This is a genomic window from Shewanella algae (assembly GCF_009183365.2).
In the GTDB taxonomy this organism is placed as follows: Bacteria; Pseudomonadota; Gammaproteobacteria; order Enterobacterales; family Shewanellaceae; genus Shewanella; species Shewanella algae.
In genome coordinates this window covers 644,095-664,127 of the sequence record NZ_CP068230.1, presented here as the reverse complement: position 1 = coordinate 664,127, position 20,033 = coordinate 644,095, and the positions used below count along the sequence as shown (strand labels likewise).

Genomic DNA, 20,033 nt, shown 5'->3' with positions numbered 1-20,033 from the left:
CGCAGATGTTGATTTTCGCGCACCGTGGCGCCAGTGGTTATGCGCCGGAAAACACCCTTAAGGCGATGGCGCTGGCACTAGAGCTTGGTTGTGAGGCAGTTGAGCTGGATGTGCACCATGCCGATGGTGAGCTCTGGGTCTTCCATGACCGCCGCCTGAGTCCCAAGAGCGACGGCAAAGGGCTACTCGCGCAGCAAAGCAGTCGCTATCTACGGCAGCTGAGGGTCGAGGGAGAACCTATCCCTACCCTGCGCCAGGTACTTGAGCTTATCGAGGGGCGCATGACGGTCAACATAGAGCTCAAGGGAGTGGGTTGCGTCGAGCCTTTTATCCAGCAATACCCGCAGCTACTGCAACTCGGCTACCAGCCAGAGCAGCTGCTGGTGTCTTCATTCAATCATCTCTGGCTCAAACAGGTAAAACAGCAGTTGCCCGACGTACCCGTGGCACCACTGCTCGAGGGGATAGCTCTCAACCAAGCCGCCGTGGTCAGTGAACTCAAAGCCTGGTCACTGCATCTGGATATCAGCTTTATCAGCCGTGAACTGGTTGCCGATGCTCATCAGCGTGGCGCCAAAGTGTATGTCTATACCGTAGATGATGCCGATGATATCAGGGCACTGGCGGCGCTGGGGGTAGATGGTATTTTTGCCAACTATCCAGACAAAGCCGCCGCCGCATTGACTCAGAAGTCACAAACCGACTACTGCCACTGGTTTGAGTGATTAGTCGTTTGAATGCTCTCTGATTAGTGTATTCAACTCTGGTTATTGCGCTGGGCCCAACTGCCGACAAAGATAAAAGTGGCGCTGACCAAGAGTAAAGTCCACAGTGCCGGTAAGTGCGCCAGCTGCCTGGCGAGCCAGGGACTGAGCGCCACTATCAGCATGCCGTAACCAAAGGCGTTGACCAGAATAAAGATCAGCGTGCGTAGCACAAAGTTGCGTGCTCCAAGCTTACGGCGCAGAAAACGGTTGAAATCGGCACCGAACACCAAAATGACGCAGGCAACCATGGCGGTGGCAATCTCATTGAGCCAGGGATAGAGCTGACTGCCCAGCTGGGTCAGCAGTTGCGTAACTGAATCCATTAAAATATAAAATCCATAAAAATAACGAAAACAACAAGGACAGATACTATGGCATACAAGCTGCTGTTACTCACCCGGGAAAATGCTGAATATCGACAGTTGTTGTCAGAAAAATCACTTCCTGGCCTTACTATCCTGGGCGATGACCCGGCCAATATCGCCAGTGCCGATATCTGGCTGGCCGAGCCGGCTCTGGCCCAACCGCTGCTGAGTCACGGCAAGAATCTCAGTTGGTTGCAATCAACCTTCGCCGGTGTCGATAAACTGCTTGGCGCTAAAACCAGGAAAGACTACCTGCTGACCAATGTGAAAGGTATCTTCGGCCCCTTGATGAGTGAATATGTGTTCGGTTATCTGCTCGCCGAAGTTCGCCAACATGCGCTGTATCATCACCAACAGCAGGAGAAATACTGGCACCCAGGTTCCCTGGCCACCCTGCAGGGGATGAAGATGCTGATCCTGGGCACAGGTTCCATCGGCGAGCACCTGGCCGCCAGCGCCAAGCACTTCAAGATGCAGGTCTGGGGTATGAACCGCAGCCAAAGGGCCGTCGCGGGCTTTGATTGCATCATCAGCCCGGCCCAGCTCGATGAGCTTTTGCCCCAGGCCGATGTGGTCGTCAACACTCTGCCGAGCACTCAGGAGAGCCGAGGCTTGCTGAGCAAAGAGAGACTGGCACAACTCAAAGACAGCGCGATACTGTTCAACATAGGCCGCGGTGACGCCCTAGATCTGGATGCCCTGGTGGTCGAACTCGGTCGCAGAAACCGGCTCAAAGCCGTGCTGGATGTGTTTGCCCAGGAGCCGCTGTCACCGCTGCACCCCATCTGGGATTGCCCCAATGCGGTAATCACTCCCCATATTTCGGCGCCCAGCTTCCCGTCTCAGGTGGTCGATATTTTCTCCCGCAACTATCACCACTACCTCAATGCCGAATCACTGGAGAACCTGGTGTACTTCGACAGAGGCTACTAATCCTTACTCTAGCGCGCCCATTCCTCCGGGCGCGGTGCTATTGGCTGACTAAAGACCTAATAACCAACTAAAGGGTGATCTGCCCTAAAATATACCCAAGCGTTATTAGTATTGATAACGGTTTTCATTTAGAATTACAAACTGAAAATTGCCTTCCACTTACCAGCAGCAACCGGAGCCCGATAAATGTACGTTTGTCTGTGTCATGCGATTACGGATACCCAGATAAAGCAGGCTGTCAGCCAGGGAGATGTTAGCCTCAGCGAGGTGAAAAAACGCCTCGGTGTGGGTGATCAATGCGGTAAGTGTGTACGGATGGCGACGCAAATCATCCAGAATCAGCTGGATCTCGAGCCCAATTATTACGAAGTCGCCTGATATATTGGGTAAAAAAACAAAAGCCGCATCATAATGCGGCTTTTGTAATTTCTGGGCCGGGCTACAACGCCGGCTCCTCCAAACTGACTTCGACACTGTCGACCCTTTGCAGTCCTCTTGGCAGCTTGGCGCCGCGACGGCCACGCTCACCACGGTAATGCTCCAGATCGCTGCTCTTCAATGTCAGCTTACGCTTGCCGGCCCAGAGGGTGACATTGGCACCTTCCGGCACCAGGTATAGATGTGTCACCAACTCTTCACGGTTTTTCGCCCGCTCCGATGGGATGCCGATGATCTTGTTGCCCTTACCCTTGGCCAACTGCGGCAGCGCCTCCATGGAGAACATCAGCATCCGCCCTTCATTGGTAATGGCCAGAATCGAACTGGGTCTGGACTTGTCCAGTTTACGCGGCGTTAAAGCCTTGGCATTGGCCGGCAGTGTCAGCAAAGCCTTACCCGCCTTGTTGCGCGAGACCATGTCCTTAAAGGCGCAGATAAAGCCGTAACCGGCATCACTCGCCAGCAGGAAGCAGTTATCATCATCCCCGAGCAATACGTGCTCCATGCTCTCCCCTGGGGCCAGATTGAATCTGGTGGTAATAGGTTCCCCTTGGCTACGGGCCGAAGGCAGAGTATGGGTATCCGTGGCGAAGGCGCGCCCGGCGCTGTCAATAAACACAGATTGCTGATTGCTGCGGCCGGCTGCGGCGCAGAGGAAACTGTCACCAGCCTTGTAGGACAACCCGGCGGCGTCTATATCATGGCCCTTGGCACAGCGTACCCAGCCCTTTTCAGACAACACCACAGTCACGGGCTCGGTCGGCACCAACTCCTGCTCCGACAGTGCTCTGGATTCGCTTCTCACCACCAGTGGAGAACGGCGGTCATCACCATAGGTTTCCGCATCTGCCTGCAGTTCTTTCTTGATCAAGGTCTTCAGGCGGCGTTCCGAGCTGAGCAGTTGCTGCAACTTTTCCCGCTCGGCTTCAAGCTCATCCTGCTCACCACGGATCTTCATCTCTTCCAGCTTGGCCAGATGGCGCAGCTTGAGGTCCAGAATTGCTTCGGCTTGCTTGTCTGTCAGCCCGAAGCGGCGCATCAACTCGGCCTTGGGTTCATCGTGGAAGCGGATGATCTCTATCACTTCATCAATATTGAGGAAGGCAATCATCAAGGCTTCAAGAATATGCAACCTGGCCAGGACTTTATCCAGACGAAATTCCAAACGGCGGCGCACAGTATGAATTCGAAACTCCAGCCACTCACTCAAGAGTTGCTTGAGCCCCTTGACCTGAGGCCGGCCATCGAGACCAAGCACATTGAGGTTGACCCTGTAGCTCTTCTCCAGATCTGTAGTAGCAAACAGGTGCGCCATCAACTGTTCGATATCGACCCGGTTGGATCTCGGCACTATCACCAAGCGAACCGGACTTTCATGGTCCGACTCATCGCGCAAGTCCGTCACCATAGGCAGCTTCTTGGCTTGCATCTGCGCCGCCAACTGCTCGAGGATCTTGCTGGAGCTGGCCTGGTGCGGCAAAGCCGTTATCACCACTTCACCGTTTTCCACAGTGTAAACCGCACGGGCCTTGATTGAGCCGCGGCCCGATTCATAGACCTTGGCGATTTCGGCGCTCGGGGTAATGATCTCGGCAGCTGTCGGATAATCGGGCCCAGGCACGAATTCCATTAGCCGCGGCAGGTCAGCCTTGGGATTATCCAGCAGCTCGATACAGGCATTGGCCAACTCGCGGGCGTTATGGGGCGGAATATCCGTGGCCATACCCACTGCGATACCGGTAATACCGTTGAGCAGAATATGCGGCAGTCTGGCTGGCAGGACCAAGGGCTCTTTCAGGGTGCCGTCGAAGTTGACGCCCCAGTCCACTGTACCTTGACCTAGTTCGCTGAGCAGTACCTCGGAAAACTTGGATAGCCTGGCTTCGGTATAACGCATGGCCGCAAACGACTTGGGATCGTCCGGAGCCCCCCAGTTACCCTGACCATCCACCAGGGGATAGCGATAGGTAAAGGGTTGCGCCATCAGTACCATGGCTTCGTAACAGGCGCTGTCACCGTGCGGGTGATACTTACCCAGTACGTCACCCACGGTACGGGCCGACTTCTTGTATTTGGCCGCCGCCGATAATCCCAGCTCGCTCATGGCGTAGACGATTCGCCGTTGCACCGGCTTGAGGCCATCGCCGATATGGGGCAAGGCCCGGTCCATGATCACATACATGGAATAGTTGAGATACGCCTCTTCGGTGAAGCGCCTGAGCGGCATCTGCTCCACGCCATCCAGGCTCAAGGCTATCGCATCACTCATTATTCATTTTCCTGTTCAGGTGTCGGCGCATAGTCCGACTCAGATTCAGCATCTTCTGCATCAGTGTCTTTGTAGTACAGGCGGTAGATGTTTCCCTTCAGATCATCCGAAATATAGACGGCGCCATCCGGGGCCATCGCCAGTGAATGGGGTCTGGCCACCGGAAACTCACCATCGAGAAAACTCACCAGGGTGCGGCGATTGCTCACCTGACGGCCATCGGTTTCCAATACCACTATCTGGTAGCCCACCTTACTGGAACGGTTCCAGGAGCCGTTCTCAGCCAATAAAATCTGGTTGTGATATTCGGCGGGAAACTGGGTTCCCCGATAAAACAGCATCCCCATAGGAGACACATGCGCCGGCAGTTCATAGACTGGCTTGGTAATATTCAGGCTCTTGGGCTCCTCATAGGCAGGCTCCTGCACCGCTTTGCCATGCACATAAGGGAAACCATAATGCGCCCCGGCAACATCGACCCGGTTGATTTCATCCGGTGGCAGATTATCCCCCATCCAGTCGCGGCTCATATCGGCAAACCAGAGGCGGTTATCCAGTGGCGACCAGTCAAAACCTATGACATTACGTATTCCGAGCGCTATCTGCTGACTACTGCCCGAATTCACATCCACGGCAATGATGCTGCCAAAAGGGGCACTGGGCTCACACACATTGCAGGGGGCGCTGATGGCGATATAGAGCCTGTCATCCGGGCCAAAGCGCATGGCTCTGGCGCTTTTCTTACCATTGCCCGGCAGTTGATCATAGACTTCCCGTGCCCGCGGAGGGCGCCTGAGCCTGGGTTCGATATCACGGAATACCACAACCCTGTCTTCCAGAGCGACATAGAGATCGCCCTTATGAAAAGCCAAGGCCTCCGGGTAATCCAGGCCCTTGGCTATCAGATAACGCTTATCGACCCGGCCATCATTGTTACTGTCGACCAAAGCGTGAATAGTGCCACTCTTGTGAGAACCGACAAACAGGGTACCTTCATCTCCTACTGCCATCTGCTTGGCATCGCCAACATCTGTGGCATAAAGAGAAACACCAAAGCCTTTGGTCACAGTAATGATCATCGACTGAGATGCATTGGCCGCCGCACTCAGCAACGCAGCGCCCAGCAGGAGCAAGCCTCCGCCAGCCGCGATACCGACTCTGTTATTCAGGTTCATCATATCCTTGCCTTTAAGTTTTATAGTTATTGGCACATCAAGGGCGATTACAGCTGAGCAAGGTCTCCCTTGGTTTCCAGCCACGACTTACGATCACCTGAGCGCTTCTTGGCCAGCAACATGTCCATCAATGCCACAGTCTCGTCGACATCGTCTATGGTCAGTTGTACCAATCTACGGGTGTTGGGATCCATGGTCGTTTCCCTCAGTTGCAGTGGATTCATCTCACCCAGACCTTTAAAGCGGGTGACCTGCACTTTTCCTTTCTTGTTGTCGGCGGCAATTCTGTCAAGAATGCCTTGCTTTTCAGGCTCATCCAAAGCGTAAAACACTTCTTTGCCGATATCGATACGGAACAGTGGCGGCATAGCGATATACACATGCCCCTTTTCAACCAGAGTGCGATAGTGTTTCAAAAACAGCGCGCACAGCAAGGTTGCTATGTGCAAACCATCCGAGTCGGCATCGGCGAGAATACAGATCTTGCCGTATCTGAGTTCAGAGATATCGTCGCTATCGGGATCGCAGCCTATGGCCACTGAAATGTCGTGCACTTCCTGAGAGGCCAGCACTTGGCTCGCTTCCACTTCCCAGGTGTTGAGAATTTTGCCCCGCAGCGGCATGATCGCCTGAAACTCTCTGTCCCTGGCCTGTTTGGCACTGCCACCGGCCGAGTCCCCTTCCACCAGAAACAGCTCGGAACGCGCCGGATCCTGACCTGTGCAGTCGGTCAGTTTACCTGGCAGCGCCGGGCCTGAAGTGACCTTCTTACGGGCGACTTTCTTCGCCGCCTTGAGGCGCTTCTGGGCGTTGTTGATGCACATCTCGGCCAGCAGTTCGGCTTGATCTGTGTTGCTGTTGAGCCAGAGGCTGAAGGCATCACGCACCACACCCGATACAAACGCAGAACACTGGCGGCTGGAGAGTTTCTCCTTGGTCTGGCCGGCAAATTGCGGATCTTGCATCTTCACCGACAGAATAAAACTGGCCTTGTCCCAGATATCTTCCGGGCTAAGCTTAATCCCCCTTGGGATCAGGTTGCGAAACTCACAGAACTCACGCATCGACTCGAGCAGTCCCTGACGGAAACCGTTCACATGGGTACCACCAAGCGGCGTTGGGATCAGGTTGACATAGCTTTCGCTGATACTGTCGCCGCCCTCAGGCAGCCAGGTAATGGCCCAGTCGGCGGCTTCCAGATTGGTCTTGATACTGCCGACAAAAGGCTCCTGTGGCAGCGCCGGGGCTTCTTTGAGGGAGTCTTTCAGATAATCGGTCAGGCCCTCTTCATAAAACCACTCATGAACCTCACCGTTTTGTTTGTTGGCGAAACGAATTCTAAGCCCAGGACAGAGTACCGCTTTGGCCCGCAACAGATAAGTCAGCTTGGTGACCGAAAAGTTCGGTGAGTCAAAATAGCTGGGATCCGGCCAAAACTGCACCCGGGTGCCAGTATTGCGGCGCCCGCAGGTACCGGTTTCCCTGAGGCTCTCGGCCTTGTCGCCATGCTCAAAGGCCATTTCATACACTTTGGCATCGCGGCGAACCGTGATCTCAACCCTTTTGGAGAGGGCGTTGACCACAGAGATCCCCACCCCATGCAAACCACCGGAAAACTGATAGTTTTTGTTGGAGAACTTACCACCGGCATGCAGTTTGGTCAGGATCAGCTCGACCCCGGGGATCCCCTCCTCCGGGTGAATATCCACTGGCATACCACGGCCATCGTCTGTGACTTCCAGCGAGTTGTCTGTGTGTAACACCACATCGATTCGGGTTGCAAACCCTGCCAAAGCCTCATCGACACTGTTATCTATGACTTCCTGACCCAGGTGGTTGGGTCGGGTGGTATCGGTATACATGCCGGGACGGCGTTTTACCGGATCCAGTCCGTTCAGTACTTCAATGGCATCGGAGGTGTATTGATTGGTCATAGCACACACTGTCTTTTATGTTCAGGCCATGGTGGGCCGCGAGGATCTGATTGTCAAGATAAGTGTAAAAAACGGCAGACTGCGTCCAGCTTGTCGCCGTAACCCACAAAACTATGGTTTCCACCGCTTTCCAGCAGCATCTCACAGCAGTGATATTTGCCCAGGGCCTGGCGATAATCCAGCACCTCATCGGCAGTCTGTAATAATACAAAAAAACGATCCGGATTGAGAATGACCGGCGTATCAAATTCAATCAGCTGCTGCTGATGTTGGGGCAATAATTGGTAATGTTCGTCGGTATAAGGGTTGTATTGCGGTCCCAAATAGTCGCTGAATAACTCAAAGGGACGCACCGCCGGGTTGACCAATACCGCCTTGCCGCCATAGCGCTCCGCCAGCCAAGAGGCAAAATACCCGCCGAGGGATGAACCGATAAACGCCAGTGGCTCGCCCTTGGCTTTGGCCGCTTCGGTCAACTGGATCAGCAACGCCATCGCCGCCTTGGGCGAAGTGGGTAGCTGTGGCTGCTCCAGTCGCACACCGGGAAAATGTTGTTCAATATAGGTGCGGGTAAGCACGGCCTTGTCAGACAAGGGAGAACTGTTGAAACCGTGAATGTAGAGCAGCATAGTTCCTCACAAGGGGCCACTGCTCCAAAGCAAATTCAGTAGCCGCTGGCCTCAGCATCCGGTGCGAAGCGCTCGCCCGGGATCCGATAAACATTGGTGAGCATGCTACCATCGGGCTTGAGCTCCAGCAAACGGTAGCCAGGCTGCAGTGCATCCAGCGCAAAATAGGAAGACAAGGGTTTGAATTGAATACAGGTCGATGGTGTCGCCATCAGAGATAACTTGTGAGTTTCACCCTGATATTCTGTATCCAATTGCTGATGAACATGGCCCCAGAGCATGCCCTTGACCTGAGGATAACGCCCCATCTCTTTGAGGAAATGGGCGCCATTGTCCATACAGTGCTGATCCAGCCAAGTGCAGTCCACCAGCACAGGATTATGATGCATCACCAGCAGCACATGTTTGTCCGGTTCGGCGGCTATGGCACTGCGGATGATCTCAATTTCGCTTTCGGCCATATGGCCCCCGGGCTTTCCCCGCACTGTGGAGTCCAGCAAGATAATCTGCCAATTCCCGGCCAATACCCGCCTGTGACCATAGACACGCTCACCCTGCATATGCAGATACATGATCCTGGGGTCATCGTGATTGCCAGGCAGATAATGGCAGGGCAGATTCAGCGGTTTGATGGCTTCGACAAAGTTGCGGTAGGACTCACCGGAGTAATCCTGGCTAATGTCACCACTGGCCAGCAGCATGTCGGCGGGATACTTGACTGCCTGGATGGTATTGATAACGGCATTGAGACTGTTGGCGGTATTTACGCCAAGAAGCTGTCCTTCAGGATCGGCAAACAGGTGAGGATCTGTGATCTGCACCAAACGAACACTCTTGTCCTCAGGAATACTGTATGTGATTGCCTCTTTCAGCACTTTGATTACCCAATCTCAGGACTGACAAACGAGGCGCGCCTGACAGTCTATTTTCAATAACTCCTCCAGGAAGGCGTTTACCTGGTACTTTTCATCGCGGTGGTACATGCGTAAGTTCGGATAATCATACACTGGCCGCAATTGGTAAATCTGTCGGCTGCTTAACACTTCTGCTAATTTAGCATCATGATAAATCCGCACAGTGACCTTGGGGGCAGGTATCAATCCGCCCTTCCCTACATGGCGGGAAATACTGACCAACTGGGTATAGCGGGTATTTTCCAGCAACTCGACATCCAGGCAGCCGAAATCCCCTTCTACCTGCCAGCTTTCACCCACTTCACCCTGCTCCGGCAACCAGCGCTGAATATGGCCATAGTTGCGGCCACACAGGGCTAAAAAGCGGCTGACATCCGGCTGGTATTTCTTGTCACTGTCTTTCTTGTTCATTGGCCTGGATTAAACTTTGATAGTTAAGCTGCAACCATTGCAGTCCGAGCACGGTCGAAGCATTGTCGATTTCGCCACTAAGCACTTTGGCATAAGCATCACTGCGGGAAAGCACATGCAACCTAATGTCTTCATGTTCTTCGGCCAAGCCATGCAGCCCTTTGGCCTTGGATGAATCCACCGCCGCCCAGTAAAAGAAGAAGCGTTCACTGCAACCTCCGGGGCTGGAAAGATAACTGCTTACTGCCGAAATTGCACTGGCATTGAGTCCGGTTTCTTCCAAAAGTTCCCGTTTGGCCACCTCATCGGCCACTTCGCCGGGGGCAATCATACCCGCCACCAACTCCAGCAGCCAAGGAGATTCACTGGTTTCCAGCGCAGGAAACCGCACCTGCTCAATCAACACCACTTTGTCTTCTTGCGGATCATAGGGTAAAACCACCACGGCATGGCCGCGCTCAAACACCTCACGAGTCACTTCATCGCTCCAGCCACCGGCAAACAGCCGATGACGGAAACGGTATTCCTCCATATGGAAAAACCCACGGTATAGCGTGCGCTGCCCCAGCACCTGAACATCCTCTTTGGTGAATTTTTCTGCTGCCATTTTCACTCCGCTTTAGCTATAAAAGGTGCAATTTCAAACCACCCGGCACCATTTGCCAATAAAATCTGTTACACTTCCGAATTGACTTGAAAACGGTTGATTTTTTAGTATCAAAACCATTAAGTTTTGCTGTATCGGGAAGCGTCGGGAAGCGCAAACCGCCTTTATCAAAGGCATTAACAGTCTAACGAAGTTGAAACCGCCCGTCACAGGGTGTTTGTCTATAAGGACAGCCAATGAAATTCAAGATCCGCACTTTATGCGCGGCGTTAACGCTCGCAGTTTCTGCCCCGGCCGTTCAAGCCGACGATTTACTTCAGATATATCAGCAGGCATTAACCAATGATCCAGTGGTACTCCAGGCCAAGGCCCAAAGAGACCAGTTGTATGAGAAAATTGAAGAGAATCGCGCACCACTGCTGCCAACTATCAGTGCCAATGTCGGTTATGATAAAGCCTGGAACGATCCCAGTGCCGACACCAGCGGCCTGACAGGTGCGATTAAACTTAACCAGGTCATCTATGATCATTCTGCCTGGGTCGGTTTGAGCCTGGCGGAGAAAGCCGCATCACAGGCCGATGCCGTCTACGCCTCTGCCCTGCAGACACTGATCACCCGGGTAACAACCGCTTACTTTGACGTGTTGGCCGCCAAGGACAACTATGAGTTCAAAGGCGCCGAGAAGCGTGCCATCGAGCGTCAGTTGGAACAAACCAAGCAACGCTTTGCCGTTGGTCTGACAGCCATTACCGATGTTCATGAAGCACAGGCTCAGTATGATCTGGCGACCGCCGATGAAATTTTGGCAGAGAATCAGTTGATCAACAGCTATGAAGCCCTGCGTGAAATCACAGGTATAGATCACAAGAGCATCGACATTCTGGATACCAACCGCTTCTCTGCGGCCAGCCCAACCCCGGCAGTGCCAGGCGATTGGCTTAAGATGGCCGAGACCAACAGTGTCGACCTGCTGACCCAGCGTATCGGTAAAGATATCGCCCAGGAAACCATCAGCCTCTATAAGGCCGGCCATATGCCGTCTCTGAGCCTGAGCGCCGGTTATACCAAAGGCCTGGAGCAGGAAATCGGCAGCCAGAGCCAACCTGACTTCGATAACGGTACCGTTGGGGTTAACCTCAGTGTACCTATCTTTGAAGGTTTCAAGGTCAGCTCTCAGGTGAAACAGGCGCAATACGCCTATGTTGAAGCCAGCCAGAAGCTGGAACAGACTTACCGCCAGGTAGTCAAAAATGTTCGCAACAACTTCAACAACGTTGGCGCTTCTATCAGCTCCATCAAGGCCTATGAGCAATCAGTGCTCTCTTCCGAAAGTGCATTGAAAGCCACTCAAGCCGGTTTTGAAGTGGGTACCCGTACCATAGTTGACGTGCTGAACCGTACCCGGGATCTGTATGATTCCAAGCGTCAGCTGTCCAACGCCCGTTACGGCTATATCAAGTCGATATTGGCGCTGAAACAAGCCACAGGCACCCTGAATGAAGATGATGTCATCTCCATCAACAACGGCCTGACAGCTCCTGCACAGCAGTAAGCTGAAGCTTAACCAATAAAAAAACCGCCAACTGGCGGTTTTTTTGTGGCTAATCGACTGAAACGGAATTAGAACACCAGTTCAACACCGGCAAAGAAGCCGTCAAACTGCATATTACTGCTCATGCCGTTGAAGCCGTTCACGTCAAATTTAAAGTCGCGGTAGCCGGCACGCACCCGGGTATCCAGCGCCACGCCATCAAACTCCCAGCCCAGACCTACTTGGTAGTCATAGACACTGGATTCATTGATACCGGCCAACACATCGGCAAAGGCGTACAAGCCGAAGAAAGGCAGGCCAACCTCGGCATTGGCATAACCCATGACCACACCGCTGTCGATATCACGCTGCTCAGGATGCCCCTTGTCTGCCACCCGGAAAGAACCATCCATCAGCTTGTAGGCCCCACCCACATCCAGAGAAACCAGATCATTGTCCAGTAGCTCATAGTAGAGGATAAAGTCTGTGTTGCTCAGGTCGGCCGTAGCATACACATCACCGCTGAAGGTGTGGCCGTTGAAACTGAAGTTGGCATTGCTCATAGCGCCATCTTCCTTCAAGCGGTTTTCGCGGATCTTCAGGTTGGGCAGCAGTGGTACAGGGTGCTCAACGCTGAACCAAAGGCTGTACTGGGCGGAAGAGTCATAGTTGAACTCCTGCTGCGGCTGGCCTTTCTCGGCGAAAGTACCGCTGGCATCTCCTTTCCAGTAATCGGCGCCTACCTTAAAGCCTACGACTGTTGCTGCCTGGGCGGAGGTCGCCATCAAAGAAGCCAGCAAGGCTGTCGCCAATAAAGTCTTTTTCATAAATTAACCCTGTGAAAGCAAGTTGGTTAAATCAATCACCGCGGCATTGGCGCGGGACACATAGTTGGCCATCACCAAGGAATGGTTGGCCACCAAACCGAATCCGGAACCATTGAGGATCATTGGGCTCCAGACTGTTTGCTGAGTCGCTTCCAGTTCACGGATGATCTGTTTGAGACTCACTTCGGCATTCTTTTTCTTCAGTACGTCAGCAAAATCGACCTCTACTGCCTTCATGAAATTCAGCAAGGCCCAAGCAGAGCCTCTGGATTCATAGAAGACATCGTCTATTTGCCACCAGCTGGTCTTAATCTGCTGGCTCGCCAGGTTGGGGGTCGACTGACGGGCGGCACTGTCACCGGCCAGATCGGTATTCAGCCTCTCCTGACCAACACTGGCGGCCAGACGCTGTGACATGCTGCCCAAGCGCTTCTGCACCTCTTTCAACCACTCATTGAGGTTGTCGGCGCGGGCATAAAACTGGGCATCCGGGTTATTGGGATCCATCATCCGCGCCCGGTAAACCTTCAATAGCTTGATAGCATCGCGATACTCGCTCTCGGCACTGGGCACCAGCCAACTGGTATGCTCGATATTCAGCTTGGAGTGTGCTTCCAACAGATCTTTGTCGGCGGTGGACTGAGACTGGGAGCGGCTGAACTCTTTGCGCATGATCAAGGCGAGATCCCGCACCTGTTCCAGGGCACCGAATTCAAACGCCGGCATGTTGTCCATCATCACAGAAGGCGGCATCATGTCGTTGGACAACCAGCCTCCTTGCTTATCCAGCAAGGTCTCCATGGTTTCGATCAAGGCGCTGGTAGTGGCATAACCTGTAATTTTCTCTCCCTTTTCCGATGTCATCACCTTGGGCGTCAACACTTCGGGTTCAATACTCCACCAAACACTGATGCCGTATGCGATAACGAACACTATGACCGCTGCACCGACACCTTTTTTCCATGTCATTTGCATCCCGGGTTCTCCTTAATGATGGTGATGATGCTCTTGGGCTGCAGGAGCATCATTGGGGGATTTTACTTCGAGTTCGATATTGAGGGTGTCACCATTGGCAAAACTTAATGTCATAGGCACTTTTTGCCCCAGCTCTAACGGTGCCTTGAGGCCCATGATCATGATGTGATCGCCGCTGCTTTGCAGCGTCAACTGGCCATGCTCAGGCAGCGGGAAAGCTGCCACATGGCGCATTTTAACCAGGCCATCTTCTTCAATCAGGGTATGCAGCATGGCTTCACGGGCCACAGGGGTGCTGGCAGAAACCAGCTCAGTCGCCGCGCCATGGTTGCTGAGTGTCAGATACGCCGCCGTATTGGGAACAGAAGCGGGCATGGCCCGGATATATCCTTGTTCGAGCATTATGTTCGAGGCGAAGGCGCTGGCACTGATGCCGGCCAGCAAGATAACTTTAAACAGTTGTTTGAATATCGCCATCTATGTCTTAAACTCCATGTAAAACCCATTTCGTCAGCAAAGGAAACAACGAATGAGCACGATTCAGGTTCAGGATGAGCAGGGTGTACGCATCATACGTTTTAACCGTCCGGATAAACGTAACGCCCTCGATCTCGATATGTATAAGCAGCTTACAGAATACCTGATCCAGGGGGAAGCGGACAACGAGATCCGTGCCTTTCTGCTGGCAGGCAGTGAAAACTGCTTTACTTCAGGCAATGATGTGGCGGATTTTCTCAAGCAGCCGGATCTGGGCCCCAACCACCCTGCAGTGCGATTTCTCTTTTGTCTGCTGGAGCTGAAAAAGCCCTTGGTCGCCGCTGTCAGCGGAGCCGCTGTCGGAATCGGTACCACGCTGCTGCTGCATTGTGACCTTGTCTATGCCGATAACACAGCCCAGTTCCGTTTGCCCTTTATCGACCTGGCACTGGTGCCTGAAGCCGGCTCCAGCCTGCTACTGCCTGAATTGGTCGGCTATCAAAAGGCCTCTGAACTGCTGTTGCTGGGCGAGAGTTTCGATGCCGAAACGGCGCTGGATCTCAAACTCATCAACCGCATGTTGAGTCCGGTGGAACTCTTCCCTTATGCGCTGGAAAAGGCCAAAGCCCTGGCTTCCAAGCCACCTCAGGCGCTGCAACTCACCAGACAACTTATGCGGCCACACAAGAGCCGGGTACAACACCAGATGCATCAGGAGTTGGAACTCTTCGGCCAACGTCTGCAGAGCGATGAAGCCAAAGCGGTTTTCCGCCAATTTCTCAACAAAGGTTAGATCATCGAGGCTGAATCCAATGTTGCTGCGACTGGGCTGACACCAAGCCAGTCGCAGCAACACTACTCCTGCCATTGACTGGACTTGCCTATTCCCCATACTGCCAATGCCAAAACCAGCACGGGCCAAATCACTGCAAAGCCGCTGATAAACATCAGTAATGCCGCAGCAACACAAAGTACACACACCACCGCCAACACACTGAAAGTCATTGCGGCCCACACCAATGCCAGCATCGCGGTTATCAGGGTCAACACCCAGCTCCAGTTCTCGGCATCCAGCCATAAAAACGGGCTACCCCAGATCCCCACTGACATAAACTCGCGGCTGAGCAGAGAGACCATAAGGATCAGCGCGCCGACTATGCTCCATACCAGTAACTGAGACAGCAACCTATATCTTCTGTGCTTGTTTCGACTCTTGTTATACATACTCATTTCACCCACTTGGGCCACAACAGTGCCAGGGCAAAGTAAGCCGTCAACCCGAGCAATGGGTGCATCAGAGTGATGACTGCGGCAACAATTCGGGTCCAGAATACCGACCAGCCAAAACGCTCGGCCATATCGCGGCATAGGCCACAGACGATGGAAGAATTTCCCTTGAGTGTACGTTCCAAATCAAACATAACTGACTCCGATTATCTCGTTAACTGTATCTGCCGGGCACCGCAGGCTAACAACGCCACCAGGGTGTAGCCAAGCAACGGCAGAAACATCAGTAGTGCCAAGGTGCTATTTATCCACATAGGCACCTCAATCGTTGGCTTGGGTCAGAACACTGGTCTCCACGGGTAATTCGGTGATCTGACTCAGGGTTTCTTGAGTCATCTCGTCGCTCAGTTGGGCCACACTACGCTCCAGTTCCTGTTGCAGGGAGGCCAGCATTTCACGCTTGGCACTGAGCAACATGGTCTGGGCCTGTTGACTCAGGTTCTGTTCAACAGCACTGAGGATAGGTTGAGTAGGCAGTACATCGGCCTGGGCTGAAACACTGGCTGAAGCCAAAACAACGCCAAGAAGCAAAGATTTAATAGTCAGGTTGGAAGTTTTCATGCTTGTCATCCCTTTCTGGTTAAGCTGAACGGGTCAGCGGTCAAGATGACTAATTCAAAGGACGTGCCAACTGGGAAAAACTTTAGTTAAGACTATGATATTAAATGAAATAAAAAATAAAAACGGTCAATCATTAACACAGAATGACTGACCGTAACAGCACAAAAATACAGCAATTTCCTATCTGTTGGTAAAAAGCACTATCACCATAGCGATTTTCACCACTCGGGTATTACAGCAAGGTCAAACTCCGCTGTGCATCATTTCACGAGCCTTAAGCAGCACTTCGATGCCAGCCCCCGGCTTGTGGGCATTCTCGCTCAAATGACGGCGCCAACTGCGAGAACCGGGGATCCCCTGATACAGGCCAGTCATGTGTCTGCTGATATGATTCAAGCGGCCACCCGACTGCAGATGAGCTTCCACATAGGGCAGCATGGCATCCACCACCTGATCGCGACTCATAACCTGGCTATCGAGGCCAAAGATCTTCTGATCCACCTCGGCCAACAGATAGGGATTTTGGTAGGCTTCACGCCCCACCATAACCCCATCCAGCTGGGCCAGATGGGCATGCATCTCTTCAAAGCTCTTGATACCACCATTGATGCTGATATGCAGGCCGGGAAAATCCTGCTTCAATTGATACACCCGGGGATAATCCAATGGCGGGATCTCACGGTTTTCCTTGGGACTAAGCCCCTGCAACCAGGCCTTGCGGGCATGGATGATGAAAGTATCGCAGCCGGCGGCACTCACCTTGGTAATGAAGTCACAAAGAAATTCGTAGGAATCTTTATCATCTATGCCGATGCGGGTCTTGACCGTCACCGGGATATCCACCTTCTGGCGCATGGCATCGATGCAATGGGCCACCAGCTCTGGCTCTTCCATCAAACAAGCACCAAAGCGGCCGTTCTGTACTCTATCCGATGGGCATCCCACATTGAGGTTAACTTCGTCATACCCCCTTTGCCGGGCGATTTCGGCGCAGCGGGCCAGATCCTCAACATTGGAGCCGCCCAGTTGCAATGCCAGCGGGTGCTCTTCCTGGTTATAAGCCAGATAATCGCCCTTGCCATGCAGTATCGCGCCTGTGGTCACCATCTCAGTGTAGAGCAGCGTCTGGCTCGACATCAGCCGGGCAAAGTAACGATAGTGGCGGTCCGTCCAATCCAGCATGGGGGCAATGGAAAAACGGCGGTTGGTGGCATCGATAGGGCTTGGCATTAACGGATCCGGTACGCAAAAATGGGCCGCTATTTTACCCTCTGTGGCCATAAAACGACAGCCGCAGATGAATCCCTCTCATAAGCCCCTAATCAAAGGTCATTCTGTTGCCGCCGAAGACTTTTGACCCGAGTTAATCAAACTCTGTCTCTATCCCGGCATAAATCAACAGCATTTCAGCCAGTGAGCTCACCTGCATGCCCTTCATCAGGTTGGATCTGTGGATCTCCACTGTGCGCATGGCGATGCAGAGTTCGTCGGCTATTTGCTGGTTCTTATAGCCCTTGGCGATGAGATGCAATATCTCTTTCTCCCTCGGAGTCAGCGCCTGGTAGATGCCTTGCAGCTTTCGGCGTTTGGCAATTTCGGCAGAGTGACTCAGCGCCTTGGTGACCGCCTCGGCGAGGCGAGCGCCATCGGCGGGCTTTTGAAAAAAGTCCACCGCGCCGGATTTAAGCGCATCCACCGCCAGCGGCACGTCGCCATGACCGGTGAGAAAGATCACCGCCAGCGGGCTATTACGCTCATTGAGCAGCTGCTGCAGCTGCGCCCCACTGAGCCCAGGCATACGCATATCGAGGATAAGGCAGCCGGGCTGCTCCAGCAGCTGCGCCTTGAGAAAATGCTCGGCATCTTCAAAGGCCTGCACCTCAAAACCATAGCCTTCCAGCATAAAGCCCAACGAGCGCCGCACCGAATCATCGTCATCCACCAGATAGACTGACTGACGCTTGTCATCGGTCGGTGAACTGTTTTGGGCCGCAAATTGTCCCGGCATTTTTCTTTCTCCTTGGCAAAACGGGTTTAAGCCAGCACCACAGTGACCAGACAACCGCCCTCAGGCGGCTGCAGCAGACTGATGCTGCCGCCATGGCTCTCGGCGATTTCGCGGCAGATCACCAGCCCCAGCCCCAGGCCATCTGTCTTGGTACTGGTAAAGGCCTGCATCAGGCTCTTGCCATCCTGTTTAAGCCCTGGGCCATTGTCCTGCACTTCCAGCAAGAGCTTGCCGGGCTGGGATTGATAATCCAGCCGCAGCGCAATAATTCGCTCGGCTTTAGGCTCTTCAGCCAAGGCTTCGATGGCATTCTTAAGCAGATTCAACAAGAGTTGTTGCATGGCGACCGTATCCAGTTGCATGGGGCTTTCTTCGCCGACAATCTGCCAATCGACGCGGATCGCTTGTTTCTCCAGTTCATGCCCCAGCAGAATAAGCGTCTCGCTCAGCAAGGGGCTGAACGGCTGCAACTGTTTTTGCGGCGGGCGCTTTTTCAAAAGCCCCCTGAGCCTTTGAATGATACCGTGGGCGCGGCCCACTTCCGCCTGTATCTGTTCCAGCGCCAGCGGCAACTTGTCCAGTTGCCCCTGTTGCAGCCTGACACTGGCGCCGTGGCAATAGTTGCCTATGGCCGCCAAAGGTTGGTTCAGCTCATGGGCCAGGCTTGCCCCCAGTTCACCGGCCACCGCCGCCCGCTGGGCATGTTCCAGCAGACTGAGGTTTTCACTCAGTTGCCGCTGGGCCTTGGCCAGTTCCCGGCCGCGGCGGCTGAAACTGTATTCGAGCCAGAAGTGATAACCGTTGAGCACCACCAGCAGCGCCAGCAAGCTCCAGCCCCAATGACTGTGGGCCTTGAGCCACTGCAACGCCCTTTGCCACCAAGGCGCCTGCAATGGGTGCAGGTCCAGATCCTTGAGCAGCTTATCAATGGCCAGTTGACTGACCGCCGTGGTCCACCCCAGCGAGCCGGACATTTTGGCCGCCTCACTGTCTTCCGGTAGTGCCAACAAAGCCAGGGTCAACTGCTTGGCCAGCCCCTGACCGGCACGGCTGGTCTTGGCCATGGACCAGTTGGGATAGAGGCGGGTCGACACCTCGCAGGCAAACCCTGCCGGCGCCTGGTTGTCCAGCACCCGATAGTGCCCGGCATCAATAAGCCCCTCCGCCGCCATCTGCTCCAATTGGCAGACTGGCACCACGGCGGCGTCTATGCTGCCATCGCGCAGGCGATAGAGCAGATTATCCAGCGGGAATCCCAAAGATTGGATCTCGGCCACATAGCTTGGCAGGTCTATCTGCTTGAGCCGCGCTTCATACACCAAGGTCAGGTAGCCGCCGAAGGCCTGGGTCGAGACTATCCCCAGGCGCTTGTGCCTGAGATCTTGCAGATGTTGCAGGCTGGACTCGCTTCTTACCACCAGCGCCGAACCCACCTGCATCGGCTCACCGGCATTGAGGCGGCTCTTGAGGGTCGCCAGCCAGCTTAAGGAATATTGCCGCGCCAACAGCACAGATTGGCCCGGATTGGTGATCACAAAGTCCAGCTCCTGGGCGGCCACCGCCTGCGACAGCTGCTCCAGCGTCAAAGGGTGCAGGCGAAAGTAATATCCCGGGATCTGCTGCTCGAGCCAATTCATGGTGGGTTGCCAGCGGTTGATGCTGTCGCTGTAGCCCCGGGTAGCCAACACACCTATATCCACCACCGCCTTATCCGTCAGCGCTCCAGTTGTCATGGCTGGGCCTGATACCGGCAACGGCTCAGTCGCTGCCGCAGCTGACGGCCAATGGCCGAGCAGTACAGCCGCAAACAGATAACACAGCAGATACAGGGTTCTCATCTCTTGATTTTGGCTCCGGTTAGGAAATGTTGCGGCCACAAGCTGCAGGACCAGCATCAGTCTGCCCGCCATTCTAGCCTCAATTT

General features: G+C 53.9%; 22 protein-coding genes. 5 read left to right on the top strand and 17 right to left on the bottom strand.

Annotated features, from left to right (window positions below; translation table 11 throughout):
• The first annotated feature begins 5 nt into the window (after positions 1–5).
• Positions 6–725, top strand: coding sequence for a glycerophosphodiester phosphodiesterase (locus E1N14_RS03095; RefSeq protein WP_025009367.1), 720 nt, complete (start codon positions 6–8; stop codon positions 723–725).
• 32 nt (positions 726–757) lie between these two features.
• On the opposite strand, the gene E1N14_RS03090 is transcribed toward E1N14_RS03095, so the two are convergent.
• Complete coding sequence (locus E1N14_RS03090; protein WP_025009366.1) at positions 758–1,090, bottom strand: DUF3392 domain-containing protein; 333 nt, start codon at positions 1,088–1,090, stop codon at positions 758–760.
• A gap of 48 nt (positions 1,091–1,138) precedes the next feature.
• Between E1N14_RS03090 and E1N14_RS03085 the strand changes: the two genes are divergently transcribed.
• A complete protein-coding gene (locus E1N14_RS03085) occupies positions 1,139–2,065 on the top strand; it encodes a D-2-hydroxyacid dehydrogenase (protein ID WP_025009365.1) in 927 nt (308 codons plus the stop codon).
• 186 nt (positions 2,066–2,251) lie between these two features.
• Complete coding sequence (locus tag E1N14_RS03080; RefSeq protein ID WP_025009364.1) at positions 2,252–2,443, top strand: bacterioferritin-associated ferredoxin; 192 nt, start codon at positions 2,252–2,254, stop codon at positions 2,441–2,443.
• 61 nt (positions 2,444–2,504) lie between these two features.
• Here the strand turns inward: E1N14_RS03080 and parC are convergent, their stop codons facing one another.
• The 7 genes from parC to nudF are packed head-to-tail and all read right to left on the bottom strand — an operon-like array spanning position 2,505 to position 10,442.
• A complete protein-coding gene (gene parC / locus E1N14_RS03075) occupies positions 2,505–4,772 on the bottom strand; it encodes a DNA topoisomerase IV subunit A (protein WP_044733649.1) in 2,268 nt (755 codons plus the stop codon).
• Complete coding sequence (locus E1N14_RS03070; protein WP_093982098.1) at positions 4,772–5,947, bottom strand: PQQ-dependent sugar dehydrogenase; 1,176 nt, start codon at positions 5,945–5,947, stop codon at positions 4,772–4,774. The genes parC and E1N14_RS03070 overlap by 1 nt, the downstream gene beginning before the upstream one ends.
• Before the next feature lie 47 nt (positions 5,948–5,994).
• Positions 5,995–7,881, bottom strand: a complete 1,887-nt coding sequence (parE, locus tag E1N14_RS03065; protein ID WP_025009362.1) for a DNA topoisomerase IV subunit B — start codon at positions 7,879–7,881, stop codon at positions 5,995–5,997.
• Between the two features lie 53 nt (positions 7,882–7,934).
• Positions 7,935–8,510: a YqiA/YcfP family alpha/beta fold hydrolase gene (locus E1N14_RS03060; RefSeq protein WP_044733647.1), complete on the bottom strand. Its 576-nt coding sequence runs from the start codon at positions 8,508–8,510 to the stop codon at positions 7,935–7,937.
• A 35-nt stretch (positions 8,511–8,545) separates the two neighbouring features.
• On the bottom strand, positions 8,546–9,385 hold the full coding sequence (gene cpdA / locus E1N14_RS03055) for a 3',5'-cyclic-AMP phosphodiesterase (RefSeq protein ID WP_025009361.1): 840 nt from the start codon (positions 9,383–9,385) through the stop codon (positions 8,546–8,548).
• Positions 9,386–9,400: 15 nt separating this feature from the next.
• On the bottom strand, positions 9,401–9,835 hold the full coding sequence (locus tag E1N14_RS03050; protein WP_025009360.1) for a DUF1249 domain-containing protein: 435 nt from the start codon (positions 9,833–9,835) through the stop codon (positions 9,401–9,403).
• Positions 9,816–10,442 carry an ADP-ribose diphosphatase gene (nudF, locus tag E1N14_RS03045; protein WP_025009359.1) on the bottom strand — a complete coding sequence of 209 codons (627 nt, stop codon included), beginning with the start codon at positions 10,440–10,442 and terminating at the stop codon, positions 9,816–9,818. The genes E1N14_RS03050 and nudF overlap by 20 nt, the downstream gene beginning before the upstream one ends.
• Positions 10,443–10,678: 236 nt before the next feature.
• Between nudF and tolC the strand changes: the two genes are divergently transcribed.
• Positions 10,679–11,995: an outer membrane channel protein TolC gene (gene tolC / locus E1N14_RS03040; protein WP_025009358.1), complete on the top strand. Its 1,317-nt coding sequence runs from the start codon at positions 10,679–10,681 to the stop codon at positions 11,993–11,995.
• A 68-nt stretch (positions 11,996–12,063) separates the two neighbouring features.
• On the opposite strand, the gene E1N14_RS03035 is transcribed toward tolC, so the two are convergent.
• The 3 genes from E1N14_RS03035 to E1N14_RS03025 are packed head-to-tail and all read right to left on the bottom strand — an operon-like array spanning position 12,064 to position 14,253.
• Positions 12,064–12,801 carry a TIGR04219 family outer membrane beta-barrel protein gene (locus E1N14_RS03035; protein ID WP_025009357.1) on the bottom strand — a complete coding sequence of 246 codons (738 nt, stop codon included), beginning with the start codon at positions 12,799–12,801 and terminating at the stop codon, positions 12,064–12,066.
• A gap of 3 nt (positions 12,802–12,804) precedes the next feature.
• A complete protein-coding gene (locus E1N14_RS03030) occupies positions 12,805–13,776 on the bottom strand; it encodes a DUF2333 family protein (RefSeq protein WP_025009356.1) in 972 nt (323 codons plus the stop codon).
• A 12-nt stretch (positions 13,777–13,788) separates the two neighbouring features.
• Entirely contained in the window at positions 13,789–14,253 is a 465-nt protein-coding gene (locus tag E1N14_RS03025) for a copper chaperone PCu(A)C (RefSeq protein ID WP_037436342.1), read from the bottom strand.
• A gap of 52 nt (positions 14,254–14,305) precedes the next feature.
• Between E1N14_RS03025 and E1N14_RS03020 the strand changes: the two genes are divergently transcribed.
• On the top strand, positions 14,306–15,046 hold the full coding sequence (locus E1N14_RS03020) for an enoyl-CoA hydratase (protein WP_025009355.1): 741 nt from the start codon (positions 14,306–14,308) through the stop codon (positions 15,044–15,046).
• Positions 15,047–15,108: 62 nt separating this feature from the next.
• Here E1N14_RS03020 and E1N14_RS03015 read toward each other — a convergent pair whose 3' ends face one another.
• From E1N14_RS03015 to E1N14_RS02990, 6 genes are all read right to left on the bottom strand, one after another.
• A complete protein-coding gene (locus tag E1N14_RS03015) occupies positions 15,109–15,483 on the bottom strand; it encodes a hypothetical protein (protein WP_052657930.1) in 375 nt (124 codons plus the stop codon).
• A complete protein-coding gene (locus tag E1N14_RS03010; protein WP_025009353.1) occupies positions 15,480–15,674 on the bottom strand; it encodes a PspC domain-containing protein in 195 nt (64 codons plus the stop codon). Before E1N14_RS03010 ends, E1N14_RS03015 begins: the two co-directional genes overlap by 4 nt.
• Positions 15,675–15,801: 127 nt before the next feature.
• The gene (locus E1N14_RS03005; RefSeq protein WP_025009352.1) at positions 15,802–16,101 is read right to left on the bottom strand and encodes a hypothetical protein; all 300 of its coding nucleotides are present in this window, start codon (positions 16,099–16,101) and stop codon (positions 15,802–15,804) included.
• Between the two features lie 243 nt (positions 16,102–16,344).
• On the bottom strand, positions 16,345–17,331 hold the full coding sequence (gene dusA / locus E1N14_RS03000) for a tRNA dihydrouridine(20/20a) synthase DusA (RefSeq protein ID WP_025009351.1): 987 nt from the start codon (positions 17,329–17,331) through the stop codon (positions 16,345–16,347).
• 133 nt (positions 17,332–17,464) lie between these two features.
• The gene (locus E1N14_RS02995; RefSeq protein ID WP_025009350.1) at positions 17,465–18,109 is read right to left on the bottom strand and encodes a response regulator transcription factor; all 645 of its coding nucleotides are present in this window, start codon (positions 18,107–18,109) and stop codon (positions 17,465–17,467) included.
• 26 nt (positions 18,110–18,135) lie between these two features.
• Entirely contained in the window at positions 18,136–19,947 is a 1,812-nt protein-coding gene (locus E1N14_RS02990; RefSeq protein ID WP_081782871.1) for a sensor histidine kinase, read from the bottom strand.
• Between the last annotated feature and the right edge of the window lie 86 nt (positions 19,948–20,033).

Bases quoted from the DNA above. Each gene is read 5' to 3' on its own strand.
- parC (WP_044733649.1), bottom strand. From the start codon at position 4,772: ATGAGTGATGCGATAGCCTTGAGCCTGGATGGCGTGGAGCAGATGCCG.
- nudF (WP_025009359.1), bottom strand. From the start codon at position 10,442: ATGGCAGCAGAAAAATTCACCAAAGAGGATGTTCAGGTGCTGGGGCAG.
- E1N14_RS03005 (WP_025009352.1), bottom strand. From the start codon at position 16,101: ATGAAAACTTCCAACCTGACTATTAAATCTTTGCTTCTTGGCGTTGTT.
- E1N14_RS03070 (WP_093982098.1), bottom strand. From the start codon at position 5,947: ATGAACCTGAATAACAGAGTCGGTATCGCGGCTGGCGGAGGCTTGCTC.
- E1N14_RS02995 (WP_025009350.1), bottom strand. From the start codon at position 18,109: ATGCCGGGACAATTTGCGGCCCAAAACAGTTCACCGACCGATGACAAG.
- parE (WP_025009362.1), bottom strand. From the start codon at position 7,881: ATGACCAATCAATACACCTCCGATGCCATTGAAGTACTGAACGGACTG.
- E1N14_RS03085 (WP_025009365.1), top strand. From the start codon at position 1,139: ATGGCATACAAGCTGCTGTTACTCACCCGGGAAAATGCTGAATATCGA.
- E1N14_RS03015 (WP_052657930.1), bottom strand. From the start codon at position 15,483: ATGAGTATGTATAACAAGAGTCGAAACAAGCACAGAAGATATAGGTTG.
- E1N14_RS03020 (WP_025009355.1), top strand. From the start codon at position 14,306: ATGAGCACGATTCAGGTTCAGGATGAGCAGGGTGTACGCATCATACGT.
- E1N14_RS03030 (WP_025009356.1), bottom strand. From the start codon at position 13,776: ATGCAAATGACATGGAAAAAAGGTGTCGGTGCAGCGGTCATAGTGTTC.
- dusA (WP_025009351.1), bottom strand. From the start codon at position 17,331: ATGCCAAGCCCTATCGATGCCACCAACCGCCGTTTTTCCATTGCCCCC.
- E1N14_RS03090 (WP_025009366.1), bottom strand. From the start codon at position 1,090: ATGGATTCAGTTACGCAACTGCTGACCCAGCTGGGCAGTCAGCTCTAT.
- E1N14_RS03095 (WP_025009367.1), top strand. From the start codon at position 6: ATGTTGATTTTCGCGCACCGTGGCGCCAGTGGTTATGCGCCGGAAAAC.
- E1N14_RS03010 (WP_025009353.1), bottom strand. From the start codon at position 15,674: ATGTTTGATTTGGAACGTACACTCAAGGGAAATTCTTCCATCGTCTGT.
- E1N14_RS03050 (WP_025009360.1), bottom strand. From the start codon at position 9,835: ATGAACAAGAAAGACAGTGACAAGAAATACCAGCCGGATGTCAGCCGC.
- E1N14_RS02990 (WP_081782871.1), bottom strand. From the start codon at position 19,947: ATGAGAACCCTGTATCTGCTGTGTTATCTGTTTGCGGCTGTACTGCTC.
- E1N14_RS03025 (WP_037436342.1), bottom strand. From the start codon at position 14,253: ATGGCGATATTCAAACAACTGTTTAAAGTTATCTTGCTGGCCGGCATC.
- E1N14_RS03080 (WP_025009364.1), top strand. From the start codon at position 2,252: ATGTACGTTTGTCTGTGTCATGCGATTACGGATACCCAGATAAAGCAG.
- E1N14_RS03060 (WP_044733647.1), bottom strand. From the start codon at position 8,510: ATGCTGCTCTACATTCACGGTTTCAACAGTTCTCCCTTGTCTGACAAG.
- E1N14_RS03035 (WP_025009357.1), bottom strand. From the start codon at position 12,801: ATGAAAAAGACTTTATTGGCGACAGCCTTGCTGGCTTCTTTGATGGCG.
- tolC (WP_025009358.1), top strand. From the start codon at position 10,679: ATGAAATTCAAGATCCGCACTTTATGCGCGGCGTTAACGCTCGCAGTT.